This is a genomic window from Paenibacillus sp. Paensp38 (assembly GCF_059491915.1).
In genome coordinates, this window is the sequence record NZ_CP168516.1 from 4098204 (window position 1) to 4119191 (window position 20988).

Consider the following 20988-nt stretch of genomic DNA (forward strand, 5'->3'; position numbering starts at 1 on the left):
ACCTAAAAAAGGAACCTCCCAAACCGCGATAAACGCAGAATGGGAGGTTCTTTTTACAAGTGAATATTTATTTAAAACAACAGCTTATCGGGATGGGTGCCTACACGCTCATCCAGATGAAGACCATTAATTCGGTCAATATCCTCAGTCGTTAGTTCAAAATCGAATAAATCAGCATTTTCGCGAATACGATGCGCGGTTACCGATTTGGGAATCGTCACAATCCCCCGATCCAGATGCCAACGCAAAATGACCTGCGAAGAGGTTTTACCGTATTTGGCAGCAATCTCAACGATGTCCGCTTGCTCGGTTAATTTCCCCTTCATCAGCGGGCTCCACGATTCTAGCTGAATCTGGTGCTCCCGGCAGTATTGATGCAGCTCTTGTTGTGTCAGACGTGGGTGAAGCTCCACTTGATTGATGACAGGAACCATGTTGCTATCTTGGAGGAGGTCTTCGAGATGGTGAACTTGGAAGTTACTAACGCCGATAGCGCGTACACTTCCTTCTTCATACAAGCGTTCAAATGCTTTCCAGGTTTCCTTGTACTTATCCTTACCAGGCCAATGAATGAGATACAGATCAATGATATCCAGACCCAGCCGTTTACGACTTTCCTCAAAGGCACGCAGTGTTGAATCGTAGCCCTGATCCTGATTCCATAGCTTGGTGGTTACAAACAGATTTTCTCTAGCCGCTCCACTATCACGAATGGCTTGTCCAACCAGTTCCTCGTTGCCGTAGATCGCCGCTGTATCAATGTGACGGTAACCGACCTCAATAGCTGTTTTGACCGCTTCGTAGACCTCATTACCTTCCGCCTTGTAGGTACCAAAACCAAGCCAAGGCATCTGAACTCCGTTATTCAGTACAGTTGTATCTGCAATGTTCCCCATGTCTATTCCTCCTGTTCCTGATTATGAATTATCCAACGGGATGGTTACAGTTTAGTTGCATCCTGAAAAGCATTCACTTGAAGCGGAGCAGCCAACAATTCTTTAGCGGCGGCAACAAATGCCTGGAAATGGGCAGAATTATTATGGAAATCTACAGCAGCAGCATCTTTCCACTCTTCAACCATCGTAAATGCGTTGGGATCATTCAGATCCTGCATTAACGTGTAACGTACATTGCCTTCTTCAGCTTGGGATGCGCTGATCAGCCCTTTGGTTTGTTGCAAAAAAGTTTCTCTTTTCTCAGGTAAAACTTTCATATCGGCATGAATAATAATCATATTATGTTCCTCCTCGTATTATGTAACTATTTCTATTATAGACCATTCTTTCGATAGAATAAAAGTGCGGGCGTTTCTGTAATGCAGTAAAATGGATCGTATGAAGGAGATTATCGGCTGATTCGTTCCTCCTATATTTTGTTTAACGGCGGTGAAGGCATGTGCGTTTTCAGACAAAACTAATAGTATTTATATCCCTTTTAGTACTGGTAGTTACCGGGCTGTTGGGATTATCCTTTCGATATATGATCACCTCCGCTCTATATGATGAAATCGGAAAAAGGGCGCTAACCGTCGCCAATACCCTCGCCGTAGATGCGCAGGTCAGAGACGCTCTGGAGCGGACCGAGACGACGCAATTGCGTTCGCGTATCAACGAGGCCATAAAGCCCGTCCAAGCCAGCAGCGGAGCTGATTTTATTACTATTGCTGATCGCCATCTCATCCGGCAGTGGCATGTAAACCCGGAGCGCATCGGCACGCCTATGATAGACCCCATGAATGATAAGGTACTGCAAGGGCAGTCCTTGATCACTGAATCGACGGGCTCTCTTGGACCGTCAATACGCGCCAAAACAGCCGTTTATGATCAGCAAGGTAAGGCCATCGGGCTCGTCTCTGTAGGTTTTTTAATGACAGATGTGCAGCAAAATATTCGTACATACACATATGCATGGCTCTGGTTAATGGTGGGTGCTCTGATGATCGGCATATTGGGAAGCCTGATTATAGCGCAACGGGTACGCCGCGCACTGCATGGACTGGAGCCAGTGGAGATCGGACGGTTGTACCAGGAAAAGCAAGCCATTATTGAGTCCATCGGCGAAGGAATTATTGCGGTGAATAGCCATGGACAAATCACACTTGCCAATCCACAGGCAGCTCGCTTGATCGGACTCCCGTCGGAAACCTCTATCTACGGATGCGACCTTCGTCACTTGACTGGTGTTCCGGATGTACTGGTTGATATGCTTGTTGCCGATTACACAGTAGAGCATTCAACGACGGGGCCAGATCAGGGACAGTACATATGGAATGAGGAAATTGAAGTCCAGCAGCGAATTGTAGTCGTCAGCCGTGTGCCGATCCAGGATCGTTCCGGTCGCATCATGGGCACGGTTGCCAGTCTACGTGACAAGACCGAACTGCTCCACATGACACAACAGTTGACAGAGGTCAAAGATTACGCGGAAGTACTGCGATCACAAACACACGAATACGCCAATCGGCTGTATCTCATATCCGGCCTGATTCAGTTGGAGTGTTATGACGAAGCGGTGGACTTTATCACCCAGGAATCAGAGGAATATCGTGTACACAGGCCGATTGCCACTGCTCTCCTGCCCGATTCAATCATCGCCAGCCTACTGATCGGCAAGAAGAAACAGGCGCTGGAAAAAGGGATCTTACTCCATTCTGATATTAAAGGAGCATTCTCAACCCAGTCTCCTACGTTGGAGTGGTCCTTTCTCGCTTCCATAGTCGGAAACCTGCTGGACAATGCCATGGAAGCTGTTGCGATGTCCTCTATCTCTGATGGACAGGTCTGGTTCCGGCTTGAAGAAACGACTGAAGCCATCATCGTCGAAGTTGCAGATAACGGATCGGGAATTTCGGACGATATCCAAGAAAAGCTGTTTGTCAGAGGAGCTTCGACCAAAGCAGAAGCAGGACATGGATATGGCCTTGCTCTCGTGCAGGAGTACACTGAACGAATGGGCGGCTCTATAGAAGTGCACGAACGGCCTGGTGGTGGAAGTATTTTTGAGGTATACATTCCTTTACATAGAACTGATACGAGTAATGATGCAAAAGGAGATTATGCCCATGAATGAGCGGGTTTTATCGGACATTGAGGTTCTTATTATTGAAGATGATCCACGAATTGCGGAGATTAACCGCCGATTTATTGAAAAGGTGGACGGGTTCACCGTATGTGCAATCGCGACAAACGAATTTGAGGCAAAACTTCAACTGGACGTGCTCCGTCCTCCTCTAGTCGTGCTAGATGTTTATTTTCCTGATACGGATGGTCTAACCCTGCTATCGTTCATCAAGCAACACTATCCGGGTACAGATGTTATTATGCTGACTGCCGCCAAAGAAGCTGAAACAGTGGTACAAGCCGTTCGTGCAGGTGTGTTTGATTTTATCGTGAAGCCGCTTGTATTTGAGAGATTGCGTGCTACCTTGAAGGAATACGCCCGGTTTCGGCGACAAGTCACAACATGGCAGGAAGAACAATCCACGGTGGAGCAATCGGAAATTGACAGTTTGCTTCAAAGCGCGGGCACCGGTCGGATGGCAGGGAACGGAGTTGGAGAACTATGGGCCAAAGGCATCGATAAAGTGACTTGCGACAAAGTGCTAGATCTCCTGAATCGACGGGGTGAGGTGACTACAGGTACAGTGGGAATTGAGCTGGGTATGAGCCGTTCTACAGCCAGAAGGTATCTGGAGTACTTAGTGGAAAGTGGCGATGCGCACCACGATCAGGTGTACGGAACCGTTGGCAGACCAGAGCGTATCTATCGCCGACAGCGGGGAGAGGCATAAACCATCCATCTCTGATGTCGGTACTTCCCCCTCCTCTTATTCGTAATTTTAATGAATTTAATTCATTTAATCGATCAAAACGGTTTAAATGACCACATTATTTACGTCCTCCTTCCCGATTGCTAGAATGATCATCAGTTGGTTAATTGATAATGATTATCAGTTTCTCTGATAAGCATACTTGGAACGGGGGATAACATATGGCAACACCGAAACAACCACTGCGCACAGGCATGCTGCTTGCAGTGATCCTGGCACTACTGACGGTCATTATGGCGGGATGTGGAAGCCAGTCACAAGATAACAGCGCAGCAGCACCTCAAGCAACAGGCGACACTCGAATGATTAAACATGAGATGGGAGAAACCAAAGTTACGGGTACACCCAAAAGAATCGTAACCTTGGAATTCTCTTTTGTCGATGCTACAACCCAACTGGGCGTAACACCTGTCGGCATAGCTCAGGAAAATGACGATGATATTGAGGGGCTGCTCGGCAAGAAAATCGACTTCACACCAGTAGGCACGCGCAAACAGCCAAACCTGGAGACGATCAGCTCCTTGAAGCCGGATTTGATTATTGCCGATCTGAATCGTCATAAAAGCATATACAAAGAACTAAGCGAGATTGCTCCGACCATTGTTCTAAAGAGCCGCAATTCCTCCTATGAACAAAACCTGGCATCCTTCAGTGTCATCGCCGATGCGTTGGGTGAGAAGGAAAAAGGCGAGCAAATTCTCGCGGCGCATAAAGCTACAATGAAAAAGTTGAAAGAAGGCATCCAAGCGGGTGAGCCACGCAGCGTATTGCTAGGGGTATTCCGTTCTGATTCACTATCGGCTCACGGCGCTTCATCCTTTGATGGACAACTGCTGGAGCAAGCAGGTATCCACAACGCCCTTCAAAATACAAGCGAACCTACCGTCAAGCTTACGCTTGAACAGATTTCACAAGCGGATCCTGATGTGATCTTCTTGGTGGAAGCCGATGAGAAGCTGATTGCGGAATGGAAGCAAAACCCGCTTTGGCAAAACATTACGGCCGTCAAAAAAGGGGAAATTTACGAAGTAAACCGGGCACTGTGGACCCGGTACCGTGGACTCGGCTCAGCCGAAAAAATACTGGAGCAAGCCATTTCGCTTCTGTATCCCGCGCAAAGTAAAGGAGACGGCTCCCGTTGATCGGACAAGCCTCACGCGACCGGCTGAATAAGCCGGTCTTCTTTGCACTTATCGCTGCGTTGCTGGCTGGATTGCTGCTCAGCGTGGCGATTGGCCCAGTCAGGATGGACATCCCCACCATGCTGACTGCGCTGTTCACCGAGCACCCGTCCAAGGATCAGCTCATTGTCTTGACGGTACGCCTACCGCGTGCCGTTATTGGCCTAATCGTCGGGGCCGGGCTTGCCGTGGCAGGAGCCCTGATGCAGGCCATCACACGCAACCCGCTGGCTTCGCCGCAGGTATTCGGGGTCAGCTCAGGCGCTTCGCTGGCTGTCGTGCTGTCCGTCGTGCTGCTGCCGAATATCGGATCGTCCGGCAGCATTTATTTTGCTTTCGCCGGGGCCATCGCAGGCGGCTCCTTCGTATATGCGCTGGCCGGAACGGCGGGCATGACGCCGGTCAAGCTGGCCCTAGCCGGGATGGCCGTGCATCTGCTGCTGGCCTCCATCACCCAGGGACTGCTCGTGTTTAACGAGCAAATATCTGATGTGCTGTATTGGCTCGCCGGAGCCATCGACGGGTCGACTTGGGCCGACACGCGTCTGGTGCTGCCATGGTTCGCCGTGGGTATGATTCTTGCACTGGCGCTAGCCCCTTCGCTATCTGTGCTGAGCCTCGGGACGGAGGTCGCACAGGGATTGGGACAAAACGTACGTCTTGTCCGTCTACTGGCCTCGGCCTCAGTGATTATGCTGGCAGGCTCTGCCATAGCGGTAGCCGGGTCCATCGGCTTTGTGGGCCTGATGGTACCGAATATCATCAAGATGTTTACAGGCGACAATTACAGACGGATCATCCCCCTGTCTGCAATCTGCGGAGGTCTTCTGCTGACCTATGCAGACGTGCTTGGACGATTTATTGCATTTCCTTATGAATCGCCCGTTGGCATTGTAACCGCGCTGGTGGGTGCGCCCTTCTTTTTATATCTAGCGCATAAGAACGGGAGGGCTTCACGATGAAAAAACTGTGGATTTTACTCGCGCTCATTCTGAGTGTTGCTTTTATAGCTATAGGCGTAGGCAGCACCTACATTACGCCCTCTGAGCTGATCGCGGCTCTGACTGACCGGAATGCTTCTTCCTGGTTCATCGTTCACCATTATCGGCTGCCGCGCGGCCTACTGGGCATCATGGCAGGAGCTGGGCTGGCAGTAGCCGGTGTTCTGCTGCAAGGTATGATCCGCAACCCGCTAGCCTCGCCAGATGTGGTAGGTGTATCCAAGGGGGCTGGCTTTGCGGCGGTTCTCGTCATCGTACTGCTGCCCTCATCCCCAGTGGCGCTGTTGCCTGTAGCCGCCTTTGTCGGTGCCGGGCTAGCTGCACTGTTGCTCGTACAGCTTTCGATGAAGGGAGGCATGCGTCCCAACATGCTAGCCTTGACCGGACTGGCGGTGGGCGCTATTTTTCAGGCTGCGACCGACTATATACTGGTCAAGTATCCACTCGAAGCCAGCGACACGCTCACTTGGCTAGCTGGAAGTCTGTGGGGCAAAGGCTGGGACGAAGTGTATGGGCTACTGCCGTGGTTAATCGTGTTACTACCTCTCGCCTATGCACTACAGCGCAAGCTGGATATTATGAGCCTAGATGAGGAAAGCTCTGCTGGGCTGGGACTTAGCGTGAAGCGTGTGCGTACAGGACTGCTAGCCGTGTCAGTCGCCTTGGCTGCCTCCTGTGTCGCTGCCATCGGCTCCATCGGATTTATCGGACTGCTGGCACCGCATCTGGCACGACGGTTATTTGGCAATCGCCACCGCTATCTATTGCCCGGCTCGGCGATGATCGGCGCGCTGATTCTCGTCCTCTCCGACGCGCTCGGACGGGGTCTGAAGCCGCCGCTCGAAATTCCCGCTGGCATCGTGACAGCCGTCATTGGCGCGCCATATTTTTTGTATCTATTACTGCGGGAACGCAAACAGAAAGGCAGCGGATAGGATGAGGATCAGGAGTTGCGCATCGCAGTTAAACGCTGCATTATACCGTAGCGTTTAGCTGCGTTACCTTCTCACCTGTACACCGATACGCTGATTAATTTCTTTTGTAAACGATTTATCATGTAGTAATCTCTTTTTAAAATCATTTATCATTTCAGGCAAGCTGGCATTTGTGTTAGGATCCAAATCGTTAAAAAAGACAGCTAGCTCTGTCAAATGCCCTTCCTTATCTGTTGCATACATTGTCAGTGTCAAAACGTAAGCTGTGGTGCCACCTTTTTGCCCAGTATGTTTCAAAAATTGCTGGTTTTCAGGAAGAACCATAAGTGGTTTCTCCATGACCTCGGACAATAACTTTTGCTCAACTTTTGTGAACCCTTGACGGCGGTTCAGCTTACTCATTAAAAAGGCATAATCGGCTGTCGTTGAAGCTATAAAACGATCCGTATTGATACGGTCATAATCCTGGTCATACCAGTTCTTAATATCTGCGTTTCTCTTGTAAGAACCACTCACATCACGGCGCAGCTTGTTATGAATCACACGGGCATATCGGCGAAACTCCGTGCCAGACATCGCCTGGATGGCTTCTTTGGCAGAAATATTATTCTTTGTATTATTCCAATTCTCACCTTGGCTCTCCTTCATACGTTCGTAAGGAATCAGAATAGAGGATACAAAAGGATAAATAGGATCATGATTTTGCAAACCCAAGTTGGCTCTCGTCCGATTGATCGCTTCCAACCCCAGTTTGTCCATTAAATACTCCGCATTGGCGTTGGAACTGAATTGAATCATCCCCTTGGCAACCTCGCGTACAGATACAGTTTCATTCTGTATCCGCCCTTTAGCTTCCATATCCTGTAGCCACGCCGCATGAGCACCACCATCCAAACCCGGCAAATAAAACCTTTCCAGCGAAATCAGCTTCACTCTCTTATCCGGGTTAATCTGACCCACCGCCGCTTGCTTGGCATATTCAATCGCAATGATCGTTTTGACGGTGCTCGCCAAAGGCATCATACGGTTCTCTTCTTGGCCTGCCAGCTTTTTTCCATCTCTCAGAATCGTAATCGAAACCTTTTCTGCATTCGCCTCCACAAAATGAAGTAAACGCGTGGCAGCATCCTGTTCCTTCGTTTCTTCCTTAACGTCAGCTGCAATCGCAGTTGTGGGTCGGACGGTATTCGGGGGATTAGCCACTTGATTCTGCACGAAAGATAGTAATCCTGTTGTCACACCCATAACGATGAGCACTGTAGCCACAATAGTTGCTATTATGATAAGGCACTTTCGTTTCACTATAACCTCCCCCTGTATGCATTTCATACATAGGTTTATTTTCCCATTTTTATATTTCAATTTCTATTTTAAACGAAAACACAGTACAAAAAGTTTCATTACGTGTCATATTTTCAAATAACATAAAAAAGAGAGTCTCCTGTATATAACACAGGCTGACTCTCTTTCATTATTCTTCAACACTTATGCTGGATAGGGTACTTCGGTTCCATTCAAAATGAGGTGCATTCGAATTTCCGCTTTTAAGGAATCGGATACGGCACAATATTTTTCCTTACCCATCTGAATTGCTTTCCATACGCGGTAATCCGGAATATCTCCATCTACGTGGAATGTCAGATCAATCGCTGTAAAGCCTGTCGGCGTTTCTTCCTTGCGCGTACCTTCTGCGTCAATATCAATGCGAGTAATGTCTGACAAGAAACGATCCAAAATCATTGTGATATCGATACCCATACATCCTGCCAGACCTGCCAATAGCAGTTCCATGGGTGTCATTCCTTTACCATCACCGCCATAAGCCGCCGTAGCATCCATCCCTACAGAATAACCGGATGGTCCCTCCGAAGTAAACGCGCGTTTGCCGTGCCAAGTTGTAGATACTTTCATGTTCAAAGGCCTTCTTTCCATTTTAATAATCTATGATTCATCCTCGATCTTATTTTAAAATTCACTGATTTGGCGTAAAAATTTCTGTGTTCTCTCATGCTGGGGAGTATCAAAAAACGCCTGTGGCGCTGCCTCCTCCAAAATGATACCATCTGCCATAAATACGACCTTGTCCGCCACCTCACGAGCAAATTTCATCTCATGGGTAACCACGACCATCGTCATCCCGTCTTGAGCCAATTCTCGCATAACACCCAGCACTTCCCCTACCAGCTCGGGATCAAGCGCCGATGTCGGCTCGTCGAACAGCATAATCGTCGGGTCCATCGCCAGCGCACGCGCAATGGCTACCCGTTGCTGCTGTCCACCGGACAGACGTGAAGGATGTACATCCTGCTTGTCCGATAACCCCACCCGCTCCAACAACCGTTGTCCGATGGACATAGCCTTGTCGCGCGGCATTTTTTTTACGGTCAGCAGTCCTTCAATGACATTGCCGATGGCGGTTTTGTGCGGATACAGATTGAATTGCTGGAACACCATCCCCGTCTGTTTGCGAATATCACGAATGGCTGCTTGGCGGATACGAACGGGAGCTGTAGCATCGACCTCAATCCCATTCACCTCAAACTTGCCGGAAGACAGCTCTTCTAGACCGTTCAGGCACCGCAGCAAGGTACTTTTACCTGAACCGCTCGGGCCGAGTAATACGACGATTTCACGAGCGGCAACCTGAAAATCAATGCTTTTCAGAACCTCTACCTGTCCGAATCGTTTACCTAAACCGTTTGTTGTTATCATCATCTATCATCTCCACCTTAATAAGCTCGAGCCAGACGCTTTTCCACCCGCTCCAGTATAGCGGAGAATCCAATGCTCATAATCCAGTACATCAGGCCAATTTCGAGCAGAAACGGCATGTAGAGCAAATACTGTGCTTGTAAAAGCTGGGCCTGTCGCATCAATTCACTGACCCCGATCACCGACACCAGCGATGTTTCTTTAAGCATACCCACAAATGTATTCCCCATCGGTGCAATTGCAATGCGTACCGCCTGAGGAAGAATAATACGCCACATCGTTTGACCGGGCGACATTCCCGTCGCATAAGCTGCCTCAGTCTGTCCCTGGGGTACGGCCAAAATAGCTCCACGGAACGTCTCCGACAAGTACGCACCTGTATTAATACTGAGTGCCAGACAAGCAGCTGTCAGCGATCCGAATGATATTCCATAATCATCCAGTCCATAATAAATGACCGCAATCTGCACTAAAACCGGCGTTCCCCGAATGATCGATACATACATGCGCGCCAGCCATCGAACGGGTCGACTCCCCTTCAACCGGGCCACAGCAACAACCAAACCAAGGATTAGGCCAAAAAACATAGAGACAATCGTAATATATAGCGTATAATAAGCGCCCTTTAATAAAAAAGGGACGTTCTCCCACATTAATTCAAGCATCGGTTATATCCCCTTCTTTCAGACGAGTGGCCCCATGTCAGCTTAAAAGCCAAGACTGGAGCCAGACGCCTCTAACAGGCTTACGTTATTCTTTTGGCTCCTCGCCAAACCATTTTTTGAAAATTGTTTTGTAAGTGCCGTCTTCCTTCATTTCCTTCAAAGCCTTATTCAAGGCTTCTTTGAGCTCAGGAGTTTTCTGGTTAATGGCTACACCCGCTTGATCCGATTTAATTGGCTCGCCTACGGCTTTAATTTGAAACCCGTTTTTATCGATAATGGGCTTGAGAGCATACAGATTGTTAATGGTTGCGTCAATACGTCCAGAGTTTAGATCCTTCAAGGAAGTAATGACATCATCATACGTTTTAATCTCAAAATCGCCTACCTTCGGCAGTACCTCATTCCGCAGATAAGATTCATCATTCGTTCCCAGGCCGACACCAATGGTTTTGCCTTTAAAGTCCTCCAGCTTGGTAATATCATTTGTTTTGCTGTTTACGATAATGTTTACATTGTTTGTGATATAAGGCTCTGTGAAGTCAATGGCCTTCTTACGATCCTCTGTAATCGTCACCTGACTAATCACTGCATCGAATTTTTTCTTTTGCAAACTTGGAACCAGTCCCGAAAATTCTTGTGCCGTGAACTCCGGTTTCACTCCAATCCGCTTCGCCAATTCTTTGGCAATATCTACATCAAATCCGTCCAATTCCTTGTTATCGTTCAAAAAATTGTACGGCGGATAGGTGCCCATCATGCCTACCTTCATTACACCAGCCTTTTTGATTGCTTCGAGCTGGTTACTCGCTGCCACATTACTGCTACCCGCTCCATTGCTAGTATTAGAAGCTTCTGGCTTAGTACCGCAAGCGCTCAGCACAAGGCTGAACAATGCCAGAGCCATAAGTATAGTTACCAAGAACCCTTTTTTACGTGTTTTCATGTATCCTTCTCTCCTGTCTGGATGTAAATGATTGAGTTCATATATGTGATTTGGCTATATTATTTGTTGCCAACTACCCATTCATGCGATGTTGACCCTCTAGCTTTGACCTAATAATCCGTAAAATTCAAAATTAGCCGCTTCTTCTGCCAATCTTTTAGCAGTTATCTGCGTGATGTGGTCATGTGTTCCCTCTGAACCGAATAGCCAGCGTGTAATGACACCTTCGATCATGCTCATGAGTAGTGCCGCCCTTAATTCGACATCCAATTCAGCAGGCAACATGTTCAGCTCGATCGCTCTTTCCATATTGCGCCGGAATGCCAGCTCCATCGCAGCCCTTGTCTCTCGGATACTCTGGCGCACCGGTTCATCGACACCGCTGCCGATCAGCAGCAACCCCATCAGATAGCGGTTCTCCAATGCAAAATCAAATAATCGAACAAACAGCGCTTCCGAAGCCTTAACCATATCAGCCAGCGTTCCCGCATCACGGCGATATCCCTGTCCAATCGCTGACAGTAGTTGTTCACGACCGGTGGCGATAATCTCCAGCGCCAGTGCCTCTTTGCTTTTAAAATGCCAATAAAACGTGCCTTGGGCTACTCCCGCCTCTACCACGATATCTGAAATCTTCGTTTGGTGGTAACCCTGCTCGGCGAACCGCTTTAATGCAATGTGAAGAAGCTGTGTTCTGCGGTCTGTTTCTTCTCCCGCATGCTCAGCAGGTTGGTCATTTGAGTCAATCTCGGACTGCTTCGCCTTCCGTGGCTGCATGGATTTCCTCCTCCCGATTGATCAGTCAGTCAGTTTTGTATTTTTAATCCTATAGGATAAGTATACTTTTGTCAAAGAAAAAAGTGTCAGAAGAAAATAAAGTTTTGCTGCTCCAAGCGGCTTTTAAATTTTAAAAACCGACAGATCCCATAAAATAAGTATTAGACTGGCGCCAACAAAAAAGACAGCGGCAGTCTCAGACTACCGCTGTTTTATTAAACTAACGTTTCTCGTTAGCGTAATGGGTTCTGTCATTAGCCTCAACCGCTTACTTGTTTGCTCAGACTCCTGGCAACAGCTGGGGCATGATGCTTTTGCCATAATCCAAGACGTACTTATTAATCTCTGAGACAAGTTTTGTGTCCTTAGTTTTGTAGTGCATCTTGTTAATTACGAAGTAACCTGTACTAGAATATTGCTCATCACTCGAAAACATCAACGTAAAACGATAAAACAAAAAAGCCGCTAAAATAGCGACTTCAAATGGGACTATGCTCTTGTCCCCCGACAGTTAATCCAGATACAAAATCTCAATCTCGCCCGGAGCGAAGGATTGCTCTGCGTAATTCCCCCCCCAATCACAAAGCGATCTCAAAATGGGTTCAAGTGATTGACCCAGTTCCGTCGTTGAATATTCCACCTTAGGCGGTACCTGATTGTACATCTTTCTGCGAATTAATCCGTCTGTTTCCAGTTCCCGAAGAGTTTGAATCAGCATCTTTTGCGATATATTATGAACGAGTCGCTTAAGCTCTCCCGTCCGTTTAGGTCCTTTTATTAAATAGTACAGAACAAGCCCCTTCCACTTTCCTCCGATAACCTCTAGTGTAACTTCCAGTTCACAGAAAAATGTTTTCATATCAATACACCATCTCCCGATCTAAGAATATCCCCTTCATGTATCGCTTGATCCTTCAAGGATCACTGAAGGAAAAATTGAACGTTACATGGAGGGGATAATACAATCGCCTTTAAGTTGATTTAAAAATCTTTGTCGTTTGAAAATTACTATGTCCTGGTTAAACTTGAGCTACTCCGCCATCTACGAATAATTCAACGCCGTTCATATAGCTGCTTTCATTAGAGGCTAGGAACATGACAGCATTGGAGATCTCTTCAACCTGCCCCACTCTGCCGAGCGGAATATCATTTTTTGCCTGTTCCAGTAAATGATCTAGTTCAGAGCCAAATAACTCATCGTACGCCGGCGTTACGATTGTTCCCGGACTAAGGATGTTTATACGAATTTCGGTCCCTCTCATATCAAGAATCCAGCTGCGGACGAGCTGTCTGATCGCTGCCTTGGATGCACCATAGATACTAAACGCTGGCATTCCCGTCGAGCCAGCAGTGGATCCCGTTAGAATAATCGAACCTCTTTTATTTGGAAACAAAGCTAATGCCTTTTGTACTGTAAAGATGGTTCCTTTCACGTTGACATCGAAAGTCTTGTAGTATTGTGCTTCTGTAATTTCTCCTAATGGAAGCAATGACCCTAGTCCGGCATTTGCAAAGAGAATGTCCAAGTGTCCCTTTTCTCGCTTAACTGTTTCAAATAATATATCTAGATCTTCCGATTTAGATATGTCACCTCGGACACCTGTAACATTCTTTCCGATCTGCTTTACTGCTTCATCCAGTTCACGTTGTCTGCGTCCCGTGATAAAAACGTAAGCCCCTTCTTTTACGAACTGTTGTGCCGACGCGAGACCGATGCCGCTTGTACCTCCGGTTACAACTGCTACCTTCCCGTCAAATTTCCCCATTCTATTACACTCCTTTTATAATGATTTATATGGTATAGGATGCTCTGTCTGCTTCATGAACCTCCTATGAACGATAGTATGGGGGAAAAGTTACAAGAAAAACAGTACCCACTTTTTTGTGATATAGTCACCAAAAAGTGATAATTGAGGCGGCACAAGCGTTTGTTTTTACAGCCTAACAGATGGAAGTGAGCTCCATTAAGTTTGAGATTGTATATGTGCTTTTAATTTCTGCCGGACTTCTTTGTCCGGTTCTGTTGACCCAACAGGTGTCAATGCCCGACTGAAGACCACCATCTGAAATATGACTTATGACGTAATTGAAAAATTCTCCCTTCGGTTTTTGATAACCAATGCTTTGCGAATCAAAGATATCCTCGAAAAACTTATATAGCCCAGACTGCTTCAAGCGTTTGATTTGCGTGTGAGTGATACCATACGTGATTACGAACATTCGATGGGTCTTTGATAAGCGATGACAGACATCCATTGCGCCTTCCATAAGCAATTGGTTTCCATCTCCCAACAATTCTCTATACAAACCTTCCCATTCCAAGCCGACCACGATTTCCCTCATTCTCAACATTGTAAAAGAGGGCTCCATTAATTACTCACCACATGATACCACGTATTTGAACTATCCTGCCCGTTAGCTTAAACAAGTACCGGCAGTCTAATGTGGTGTAGTGCTTATGAAAAGTAAATAAGCCCATAACCGTATTTGGAAGCAAATGAATTTTCCAATTTATAAGGGTATGGGCTCTCTTTGATCCTAAATAAGGCAGTGTAGGTTCTTATCACTTATAAAACATCATCGTCTGCTAATATACATTAGCATGTTGCTCTTATATGGTAAAAGCAATTTGTTGAGATATCGTACCCGTCGTTCAATGCCAATCCCATTCCGAATAATGGTGATTATTAGGCCCTGTTAGAGCCTCGCGAACGTGATGTAATCGACTTGGACAGGCTCTACCGATTCGATCCGAAGCGCCCGGTTGATCTGTCCCCGGTGATATTGCCCATGTAAGAGGACCTGTGACAGGATGTCCCGGACGGACGTTTGGAACGGAACCCCGCTCTGATTCGCATAGTCGATCATCTCGTCCAACTCGGATTCCTCAAGTCCTTCGATATAGACGCGATATTGCTCGGCGTTTTCTTCGAACATCGTCCGGATCGCCGTCAGGTCTTCTGCTTCCTCCCACAACGAATATTGGGCGCTGCCCTTGCCCGGCAATCGGGACAGCCAGACTCGTTCCGCGACCGCGACGTGCCGAACCAGCTTCAGAAGGTCCTTGTTCTTCGTCTCACTCTTCTCGAGCGCGTCCAGGATGCGTCCGTCCGCCCAGTACAGGTGGTCCATCATGCACTTGATCGTCTTCATTTCGGTTTCCCCTCTTCGTCTCATCGATTACTTGAACCTACTATTAACCGTTAGTTTAAGCATTTAAATGAACTAAAACAACCTTTACACCAGCCTCATTTTTACGTTCAGCCTTGAAAAATCTTTGATACTTTAATTTCATAACTCTTCTCAGGCAGTGCCTTTTTTAAAAAAAATCATTTGGCTAGGTCTATTTTGTTATTGTCTTTTTCGGGTTTTTAGCTGCTTTAACTTTCATGGGAGTTCAATAAAAAAGGAAGCTCCAGCGCCAAATATTAATTAAAGAACATACGCGGGTAGCATGTAGTGCTTCTAAAGGAGCCTTATATTAATCCAAGCACTAAGAAAACGCTTTATTTGCTCAGTCTACAACTTTATTTTCTTTAAACAAAAAGAGAACCTCCACAGAGGTTCTCTTTATCCTATATGTTGCTGCTACAGCAATGCTTTTGCCGCAATATCCGTACGGTTTTGTTTACCTTCAAAGGTAATACGATCCGCCTGTTCGTAAGCTTTGTCACGTGCCTCGGCAATGTCACGCCCCAAGCCAACCACGCCTAGTACGCGTCCTCCGTTCGTTACCCACTCACCCTGTTCGTTGATGCCCGTTCCAGCATGGAATACAATAGCTTCGTCTACCTGTTCCAATCCGTGGATAGGTACGCCTTTGGCGTAAGCTGCAGGATAACCTCCGGATGCCAGCACCACGCACACCGCCGCTTCATCCTTCCACTCAATCTCCACCTGATCCAGCGTGCCATTTACAGCAGCGAGAAAAATATCGAGCAGATCGGATTTCAAACGAGGCAGAACTACTTGAGTTTCCGGATCACCGAAACGTGCATTAAACTCAATGGTCTTCGGCTTGCCGTCCGGCGAAATCATCAATCCGGCAAATAATACACCTCGGAATGGACGCCCTTCAGCAACCATGGCCTTGGCCGTCGGCTTAATAATCGTCTCAATAGCTTCCTCAATAATGGAATTGGCTATGTGAGGCAATGGAGAATACGTACCCATGCCGCCTGTATTTGGCCCTTTGTCATTATCAAAAATAGGCTTGTGGTCTTGCGCCGCGGCCATCGGACGAACCGTTTCACCATCGACAAAGGAGAGAATCGACATTTCCTGACCAGCCAGAAACTCCTCAATCACGACTTGTGCCCCGGCTTCGCCAAACACCTTGGCCACCATAATGTCAGAGAGAGCCTTTTCCGCTTCCTCCATCGAGTAAGCGACCGTTACCCCTTTGCCTGCCGCCAGTCCGTCTGCCTTAATGACGACCGGGATCGGTTGCTCCTTCAAGTATGCATGTGCTTCCTCGTAAGTATAAAACTTGCGATAGGTGGCTGTTGGAATATGATATTTATGGAGCAAATCCTTCATGAAGATTTTGCTACCTTCAATTTCCGCTGCATTTTTACGCGGTCCGAATACGGGAATGCCTTTCGCTTCAAAAGCATCCACAATGCCATCTGCCAGCGGATCATCGGGGCCAACCACGACAAGTCCGACCTTTTTGGATTCCGCCAGTTCTGTCAGCGCGTCAAAGTCACTCACCGGAATCGGCACACACTCCGCTAACTGTCCGATACCAGCATTGCCTGGTGCGCAATAGATTTGTCCGGCCTTGGGGCTTTTCTTCAGCGACCACACAATTGCATGTTCGCGGCCGCCCCCTCCGATAACCAAAATATCCATTCAGGTGATTCCTCCCGCTCCCATTAAGATTGTTCAGGTGAAAATGCTGCTGCATCCTCAACTCATACAAGTTAGTGCTTGAAATGACGTACGCCTGTAAAGACCATGGCAATGCCGTATTCGTTAGCAACCTTGATGGACTCTTCGTCTTTGATGGAGCCGCCGGGCTGAATAACTGCCGTGATGCCTGCTTTAGCCGCCAACTCCAATGTATCGCCCATCGGGAAAAATGCATCGGATGCCAGTACGGCACCTTTTGCTTTGTCACCAGCCTGCTCGATAGCAATCTTGGCCGCACCGACACGGTTCATTTGTCCAGCGCCTACGCCAATGGTCATATTATCTGCCGCCAGTACGATGGCGTTGGATTTCACATGCTTAACCACTTTCCAGCTAAACAAAAGCTGTTTCAGTTCTTCCTCGGATGGTGCCCGCTCCGTTACAACTATAAGTGCATCCGAGTCTACAGCGTGAATGTCATTTTGCTGAACGACCATGCCGCCTTCAATGGAAGTCACGACGAAACGGCTCTCTGCCTGTTCAGACCGGGAAAGCTCACCCAAATCAAGCAAACGAATATTTTTCTTTTTCGTTAAAATCTCCAAAGCTTCTTTCGTAAAGCCCGGTGCCAGTACAATTTCCAAAAAGATTTCACTCAGCTTATTTGCTGTATCACCATCAATAATCCGGTTAGCCGCTACGATGCCGCCAAAAATCGAGGTTGGATCAGCTGCATACGCCTTGCTGTACGCTTCATAAATACTGCCGCCAATTCCCACACCGCAAGGATTCATATGCTTAACTGCTACTACTGTAGGTTCGCTGAATTCTTTGACAATTTGCAAAGCTGCATTAGCATCATTGATGTTATTGTAAGACAGCTCTTTGCCGTGAAGTTGTTTCGCTGTTGTCAGTGTACCCTTTGCCGCCAATGGCTCACGGTAAAATGCCGCCTGCTGATGCGGATTTTCGCCATAACGCAAATCCTGGATTTTTTCATAGGTTACAGTGTAACGCTCAGGCAACGGCTCACCTGTCACATTCGACAAATAATCGGATATCAAAGCGTCGTATGACGCCGTATGGCGGAACACTTTTGCAGCCAAACGCTTACGGGTATTCAGCTCCGTATCGCCATCCTTACGGATTTCCTCCAACACTGTGCTATAGTCATCAGCATCAACCACCACACTGACAAAAGCATGATTTTTTGCCGCAGAACGAAGCATCGTTGGACCGCCGATGTCGATATTTTCAATCGCGTCCTCATAAGTTACACCGGGTTTGGCAATCGTTTCCGCAAAAGGATACAGATTCACAACGACCAGATCAATATAACCCAATCCAAGCTCTTTCATCTGACGCTGATGCTCTTCATTATCCCGAACAGCCAGCAAGCCGCTGTGTACCGCAGGGTGGAGTGTTTTAACACGTCCATCCATAATTTCAGGAAAACCCGTTACCTCGGAAATGCCGATGACAGGAATGCCCTCCTTCGACAACAAGCTGCTCGTTCCCCCTGTCGAAACGATCTCCACACCCAATTTGGACAACTCGCGGCAAAATTCCACGATCCCTCGCTTATCCGATACGCTGACGAGCGCTCTTTTAATACTCACCCTGTCTCCTCCTTTAGCTCTTTCAGAATTTTGCAAAATTCTCTTTTATCATTTTATTTCCCGAGAAATATCGGAAAATGCCTGTACAGCATCCTTGATATAACAATGATATGACAAATTACAATCATTCTTAGAGAAGTGAAATCACTTTGCGACCATTTAATTGGATTTTGCCTTGGGCCAATTTGCCAACTACTTCTGGATATAGCTGACGTTCTACGGATTGAATGGCTGCGGATAAGGATTCCGCAGTATCATGGTCGCTAACCTCCACGACACGCTGGGCAATAATAGCTCCCGTATCCATGCCCCCGTCCACAAAATGAACGGTGACGCCACTTACCTTGACACCATAGGTCAATGCCTGTCCAACAGCATCTTTCCCTGGAAATGCCGGAAGTAGTGACGGATGAATATTAATGATTTTTCCTGCGTAGGCATCGACCATGACGCTGGATAGCAAACGCATGTAGCCAGCTAACACGATGAGATCAATTGATTTCTGCTCCAGTAAAGCCACCAGTTCACGCTCATAGTCTTCTCGAGAAGGATATTCCTTGGGTCGAAAGGTATGGCACGCAACTCCAGCTTTCTGTGCTCTAGCTACGGCAGGAGCCGCAGGCTTGTCACAGATGAGCAATTCTACCGAGGCATCGCCCAGTTCTCCTCGCGCAGCGGCATCCACCAGTGACTGAAAATTCGTCCCTTCGCCTGATGCAAAAACAGCAATCCGGTACTCGTTCATTACACCTCGGCTCCCGTAAAGGTCACGATAGAACTGCCTTCCGTTACTTTTCCGATCACATAGGCAGCTTCGCCCTGTTCCTTCAGAACTTCCAGTGCAGTCTGTGCATGCTCTTCGCCTACAACGATTACCATGCCAATCCCCATATTAAAGGTTGTGAACATGTCTCTGTTGGAGATTGCACCTTTTTCCTGCATGAGCTGGAAGATTGGCAAAATCGGCCAAGTGCCGTATTCAATATCCACATTGACGTGATCCGGTAACACTCTTGGGATATTTTCAATAAAACCACCACCTGTGATATGCGCCATACCTTTTACTTTTACCTTGTCCAGCAATGCCAAAACGGATTTCACGTAAATTTTCGTCGGCTCCAGCAGTACATCGCCCAGTTTGCCGTTTAAGCCTTCGATTTCATCATGCAAATCATAGCCCTGCTGTTCCAATAACAGCTTGCGAACCAGTGAGAAGCCATTACTGTGAACTCCACTGGAGGCCAGCCCAATAACGGTATCTCCAGGGGCAACGGAGCTGCCGTTGATGATTTTACTTTTATCTACAATCCCTACCGTGAATCCGGCAATATCATATTCACCCTCGCTATACATCCCTGGCATTTCTGCGGTTTCACCGCCGACCAGCGCACAGCCCGATTGATGGCATCCCTCTGCGATTCCAGCGACTATAGCTTCAATTTTCTCGGGCACAACCTTGTCACAAGCGAGGTAATCCAGAAAAAAGAGTGGCTCCGCGCCCCCGACGACAATGTCGTTTACACACATCGCAACCGCGTCAATACCAATGGTGTCATGACGATCCATTGCGAAAGCAAGCTTCAGCTTCGTGCCGACACCATCGGTACCGGAAACGAGTACAGGCTCCTCGTACTTATCCTTATTCAGGCCGAACAACGCACCGAATCCGCCCAAGTCCGTCAGCACTTCGGGACGGAAGGTACGTTTAACGTGCTTTTTCATCCGTTCTACTGCTTCATTACCGGCAGCGATATCTACCCCTGCATTTTTGTATGCTTCGGACATTCATGAACACTCCTTCAAATGATTGACCCTCCTAAGTCCTCCCTAACAGAGAGGATTCCATGGGGCTGCTCCCCCTGGACCTCTCAAGAGTCGGTCAGATGCGTAGGGTTGGGTGCTGCTTGGTGTATGGTTCGTGCTGTGAGTCGCGTGCTTTCCTTTGTGAATTGCGGGGCATTCCCGCAATTCACAAGGACACGCTTTGGTGCGTTGCCGCCTTCACGGCGGCGGGGGCACGTCCCGGGCTGTTTGCTTCGCAAAGGCGGGGACGTGCCGGGCAAAGAAGTGAGCAGCGCCAACGGGCGGCTTACTTCTTTGCCCTTTGAGGCAGGCAGCTTTGCCTTGCCTGCTATTGAGCTTCGCTTCGCGGCTCAACCTTACAAGAGCAGGGTGACTTTTTACGAGTCACCGCTCCGCTAAAAACTCATGGCATGAAATAGTTATGCCATGAGTTTTTAACTGCCTTACCTATCCTCTTCTTGGTGGGAACCAAAGAGGTACAGGCACTGCTGCAATAATGCTGCATACCTGAGAAACGCAGCGGGTGGAAGGATTCTGGAGAAGCGAAAGCGTTCGCCTTTGCAGCTGGATTCCAACCCTGTAAGGGATTATTTCAATCCAGGAATCCAGCGGCAACAGCGATAGTAAGAACCTTCCACACGCGGAGTAGCCCCCTCAGAACCGCATTAT

At 47.7% G+C, this 20988-nt stretch carries 22 protein-coding genes; 6 read left to right on the top strand and 16 right to left on the bottom strand.

The features are described 5' to 3' along the window. Positions 1-71: 71 nt before the first annotated feature. Together ACEN8J_RS18130 and ACEN8J_RS18135 are read right to left on the bottom strand one after the other, a co-directional pair. Positions 72-896, bottom strand: coding sequence for an aldo/keto reductase (locus tag ACEN8J_RS18130; RefSeq protein WP_318628212.1), 825 nt, complete (start codon positions 894-896; stop codon positions 72-74). A 44-nt stretch (positions 897-940) separates the two neighbouring features. Next, positions 941-1234 (bottom strand): putative quinol monooxygenase, encoded by a 294-nt coding sequence (locus ACEN8J_RS18135; protein ID WP_029517143.1) that lies wholly within the window; start codon positions 1232-1234, stop codon positions 941-943. Positions 1235-1395: 161 nt separating this feature from the next. Between ACEN8J_RS18135 and ACEN8J_RS18140 the strand changes: the two genes are divergently transcribed. The 5 genes from ACEN8J_RS18140 to ACEN8J_RS18160 all read left to right on the top strand — a co-directional run bounded on the left by ACEN8J_RS18140 (position 1396) and on the right by ACEN8J_RS18160 (position 6946). After that, positions 1396-3069 (top strand): ATP-binding protein, encoded by a 1674-nt coding sequence (locus tag ACEN8J_RS18140; protein WP_495593818.1) that lies wholly within the window; start codon positions 1396-1398, stop codon positions 3067-3069. Next, a complete protein-coding gene (locus ACEN8J_RS18145; RefSeq protein WP_495593819.1) occupies positions 3062-3790 on the top strand; it encodes a response regulator in 729 nt (242 codons plus the stop codon). Before ACEN8J_RS18140 ends, ACEN8J_RS18145 begins: the two co-directional genes overlap by 8 nt. Positions 3791-3990: 200 nt before the next feature. Further along, on the top strand, positions 3991-4971 hold the full coding sequence (locus tag ACEN8J_RS18150) for an ABC transporter substrate-binding protein (protein WP_495593820.1): 981 nt from the start codon (positions 3991-3993) through the stop codon (positions 4969-4971). After that, the gene (locus ACEN8J_RS18155; protein ID WP_322252443.1) at positions 4968-5972 is read left to right on the top strand and encodes a FecCD family ABC transporter permease; all 1005 of its coding nucleotides are present in this window, start codon (positions 4968-4970) and stop codon (positions 5970-5972) included. Before ACEN8J_RS18150 ends, ACEN8J_RS18155 begins: the two co-directional genes overlap by 4 nt. Next, positions 5969-6946, top strand: a complete 978-nt coding sequence (locus ACEN8J_RS18160) for a FecCD family ABC transporter permease (protein WP_495593821.1) — start codon at positions 5969-5971, stop codon at positions 6944-6946. The genes ACEN8J_RS18155 and ACEN8J_RS18160 overlap by 4 nt, the downstream gene beginning before the upstream one ends. A gap of 63 nt (positions 6947-7009) precedes the next feature. On the opposite strand, the gene ACEN8J_RS18165 is transcribed toward ACEN8J_RS18160, so the two are convergent. The 14 genes from ACEN8J_RS18165 to purM all read right to left on the bottom strand — a co-directional run bounded on the left by ACEN8J_RS18165 (position 7010) and on the right by purM (position 20301). Next, the gene (locus tag ACEN8J_RS18165) at positions 7010-8248 is read right to left on the bottom strand and encodes a serine hydrolase (protein ID WP_495593822.1); all 1239 of its coding nucleotides are present in this window, start codon (positions 8246-8248) and stop codon (positions 7010-7012) included. 183 nt (positions 8249-8431) lie between these two features. Next, positions 8432-8857: an OsmC family protein gene (locus ACEN8J_RS18170; RefSeq protein WP_029517152.1), complete on the bottom strand. Its 426-nt coding sequence runs from the start codon at positions 8855-8857 to the stop codon at positions 8432-8434. A gap of 54 nt (positions 8858-8911) precedes the next feature. Beyond that, positions 8912-9661, bottom strand: coding sequence for an amino acid ABC transporter ATP-binding protein (locus ACEN8J_RS18175; RefSeq protein WP_080658616.1), 750 nt, complete (start codon positions 9659-9661; stop codon positions 8912-8914). Positions 9662-9675: 14 nt separating this feature from the next. Beyond that, complete coding sequence (locus tag ACEN8J_RS18180) at positions 9676-10323, bottom strand: amino acid ABC transporter permease (RefSeq protein ID WP_495593824.1); 648 nt, start codon at positions 10321-10323, stop codon at positions 9676-9678. An 85-nt stretch (positions 10324-10408) separates the two neighbouring features. After that, positions 10409-11266, bottom strand: a complete 858-nt coding sequence (locus ACEN8J_RS18185) for a transporter substrate-binding domain-containing protein (RefSeq protein ID WP_039272370.1) — start codon at positions 11264-11266, stop codon at positions 10409-10411. 99 nt (positions 11267-11365) lie between these two features. Next, positions 11366-12043: a TetR/AcrR family transcriptional regulator gene (locus ACEN8J_RS18190; RefSeq protein ID WP_029517156.1), complete on the bottom strand. Its 678-nt coding sequence runs from the start codon at positions 12041-12043 to the stop codon at positions 11366-11368. A 511-nt stretch (positions 12044-12554) separates the two neighbouring features. Next, positions 12555-12902, bottom strand: a complete 348-nt coding sequence (locus ACEN8J_RS18195; protein WP_019685981.1) for a winged helix-turn-helix transcriptional regulator — start codon at positions 12900-12902, stop codon at positions 12555-12557. Between the two features lie 160 nt (positions 12903-13062). Then, positions 13063-13809, bottom strand: coding sequence for an SDR family NAD(P)-dependent oxidoreductase (locus ACEN8J_RS18200; protein WP_165149917.1), 747 nt, complete (start codon positions 13807-13809; stop codon positions 13063-13065). Between the two features lie 175 nt (positions 13810-13984). After that, positions 13985-14395 carry a YjjG family noncanonical pyrimidine nucleotidase gene (locus ACEN8J_RS18205; RefSeq protein ID WP_318628208.1) on the bottom strand — a complete coding sequence of 137 codons (411 nt, stop codon included), beginning with the start codon at positions 14393-14395 and terminating at the stop codon, positions 13985-13987. A 345-nt stretch (positions 14396-14740) separates the two neighbouring features. Further along, the gene (locus ACEN8J_RS18210) at positions 14741-15196 is read right to left on the bottom strand and encodes a DinB family protein (RefSeq protein WP_165150840.1); all 456 of its coding nucleotides are present in this window, start codon (positions 15194-15196) and stop codon (positions 14741-14743) included. A gap of 435 nt (positions 15197-15631) precedes the next feature. Then, positions 15632-16897 carry a phosphoribosylamine--glycine ligase gene (gene purD / locus ACEN8J_RS18215; protein WP_495593825.1) on the bottom strand — a complete coding sequence of 422 codons (1266 nt, stop codon included), beginning with the start codon at positions 16895-16897 and terminating at the stop codon, positions 15632-15634. A gap of 71 nt (positions 16898-16968) precedes the next feature. After that, positions 16969-18516, bottom strand: a complete 1548-nt coding sequence (gene purH / locus ACEN8J_RS18220; protein WP_495593826.1) for a bifunctional phosphoribosylaminoimidazolecarboxamide formyltransferase/IMP cyclohydrolase — start codon at positions 18514-18516, stop codon at positions 16969-16971. A 130-nt stretch (positions 18517-18646) separates the two neighbouring features. Next, entirely contained in the window at positions 18647-19261 is a 615-nt protein-coding gene (purN, locus tag ACEN8J_RS18225) for a phosphoribosylglycinamide formyltransferase (RefSeq protein ID WP_209950367.1), read from the bottom strand. Next, positions 19261-20301, bottom strand: a complete 1041-nt coding sequence (gene purM, locus ACEN8J_RS18230; RefSeq protein ID WP_209950368.1) for a phosphoribosylformylglycinamidine cyclo-ligase — start codon at positions 20299-20301, stop codon at positions 19261-19263. Before purM ends, purN begins: the two co-directional genes overlap by 1 nt. 126 nt (positions 20302-20427) lie before the next feature. On the opposite strand from purM, the gene ACEN8J_RS18235 reads away from it, so the two are divergent. Then, positions 20428-20718 (top strand): hypothetical protein, encoded by a 291-nt coding sequence (locus tag ACEN8J_RS18235; RefSeq protein ID WP_341038756.1) that lies wholly within the window; start codon positions 20428-20430, stop codon positions 20716-20718. Positions 20719-20988 lie beyond the last annotated feature (270 nt).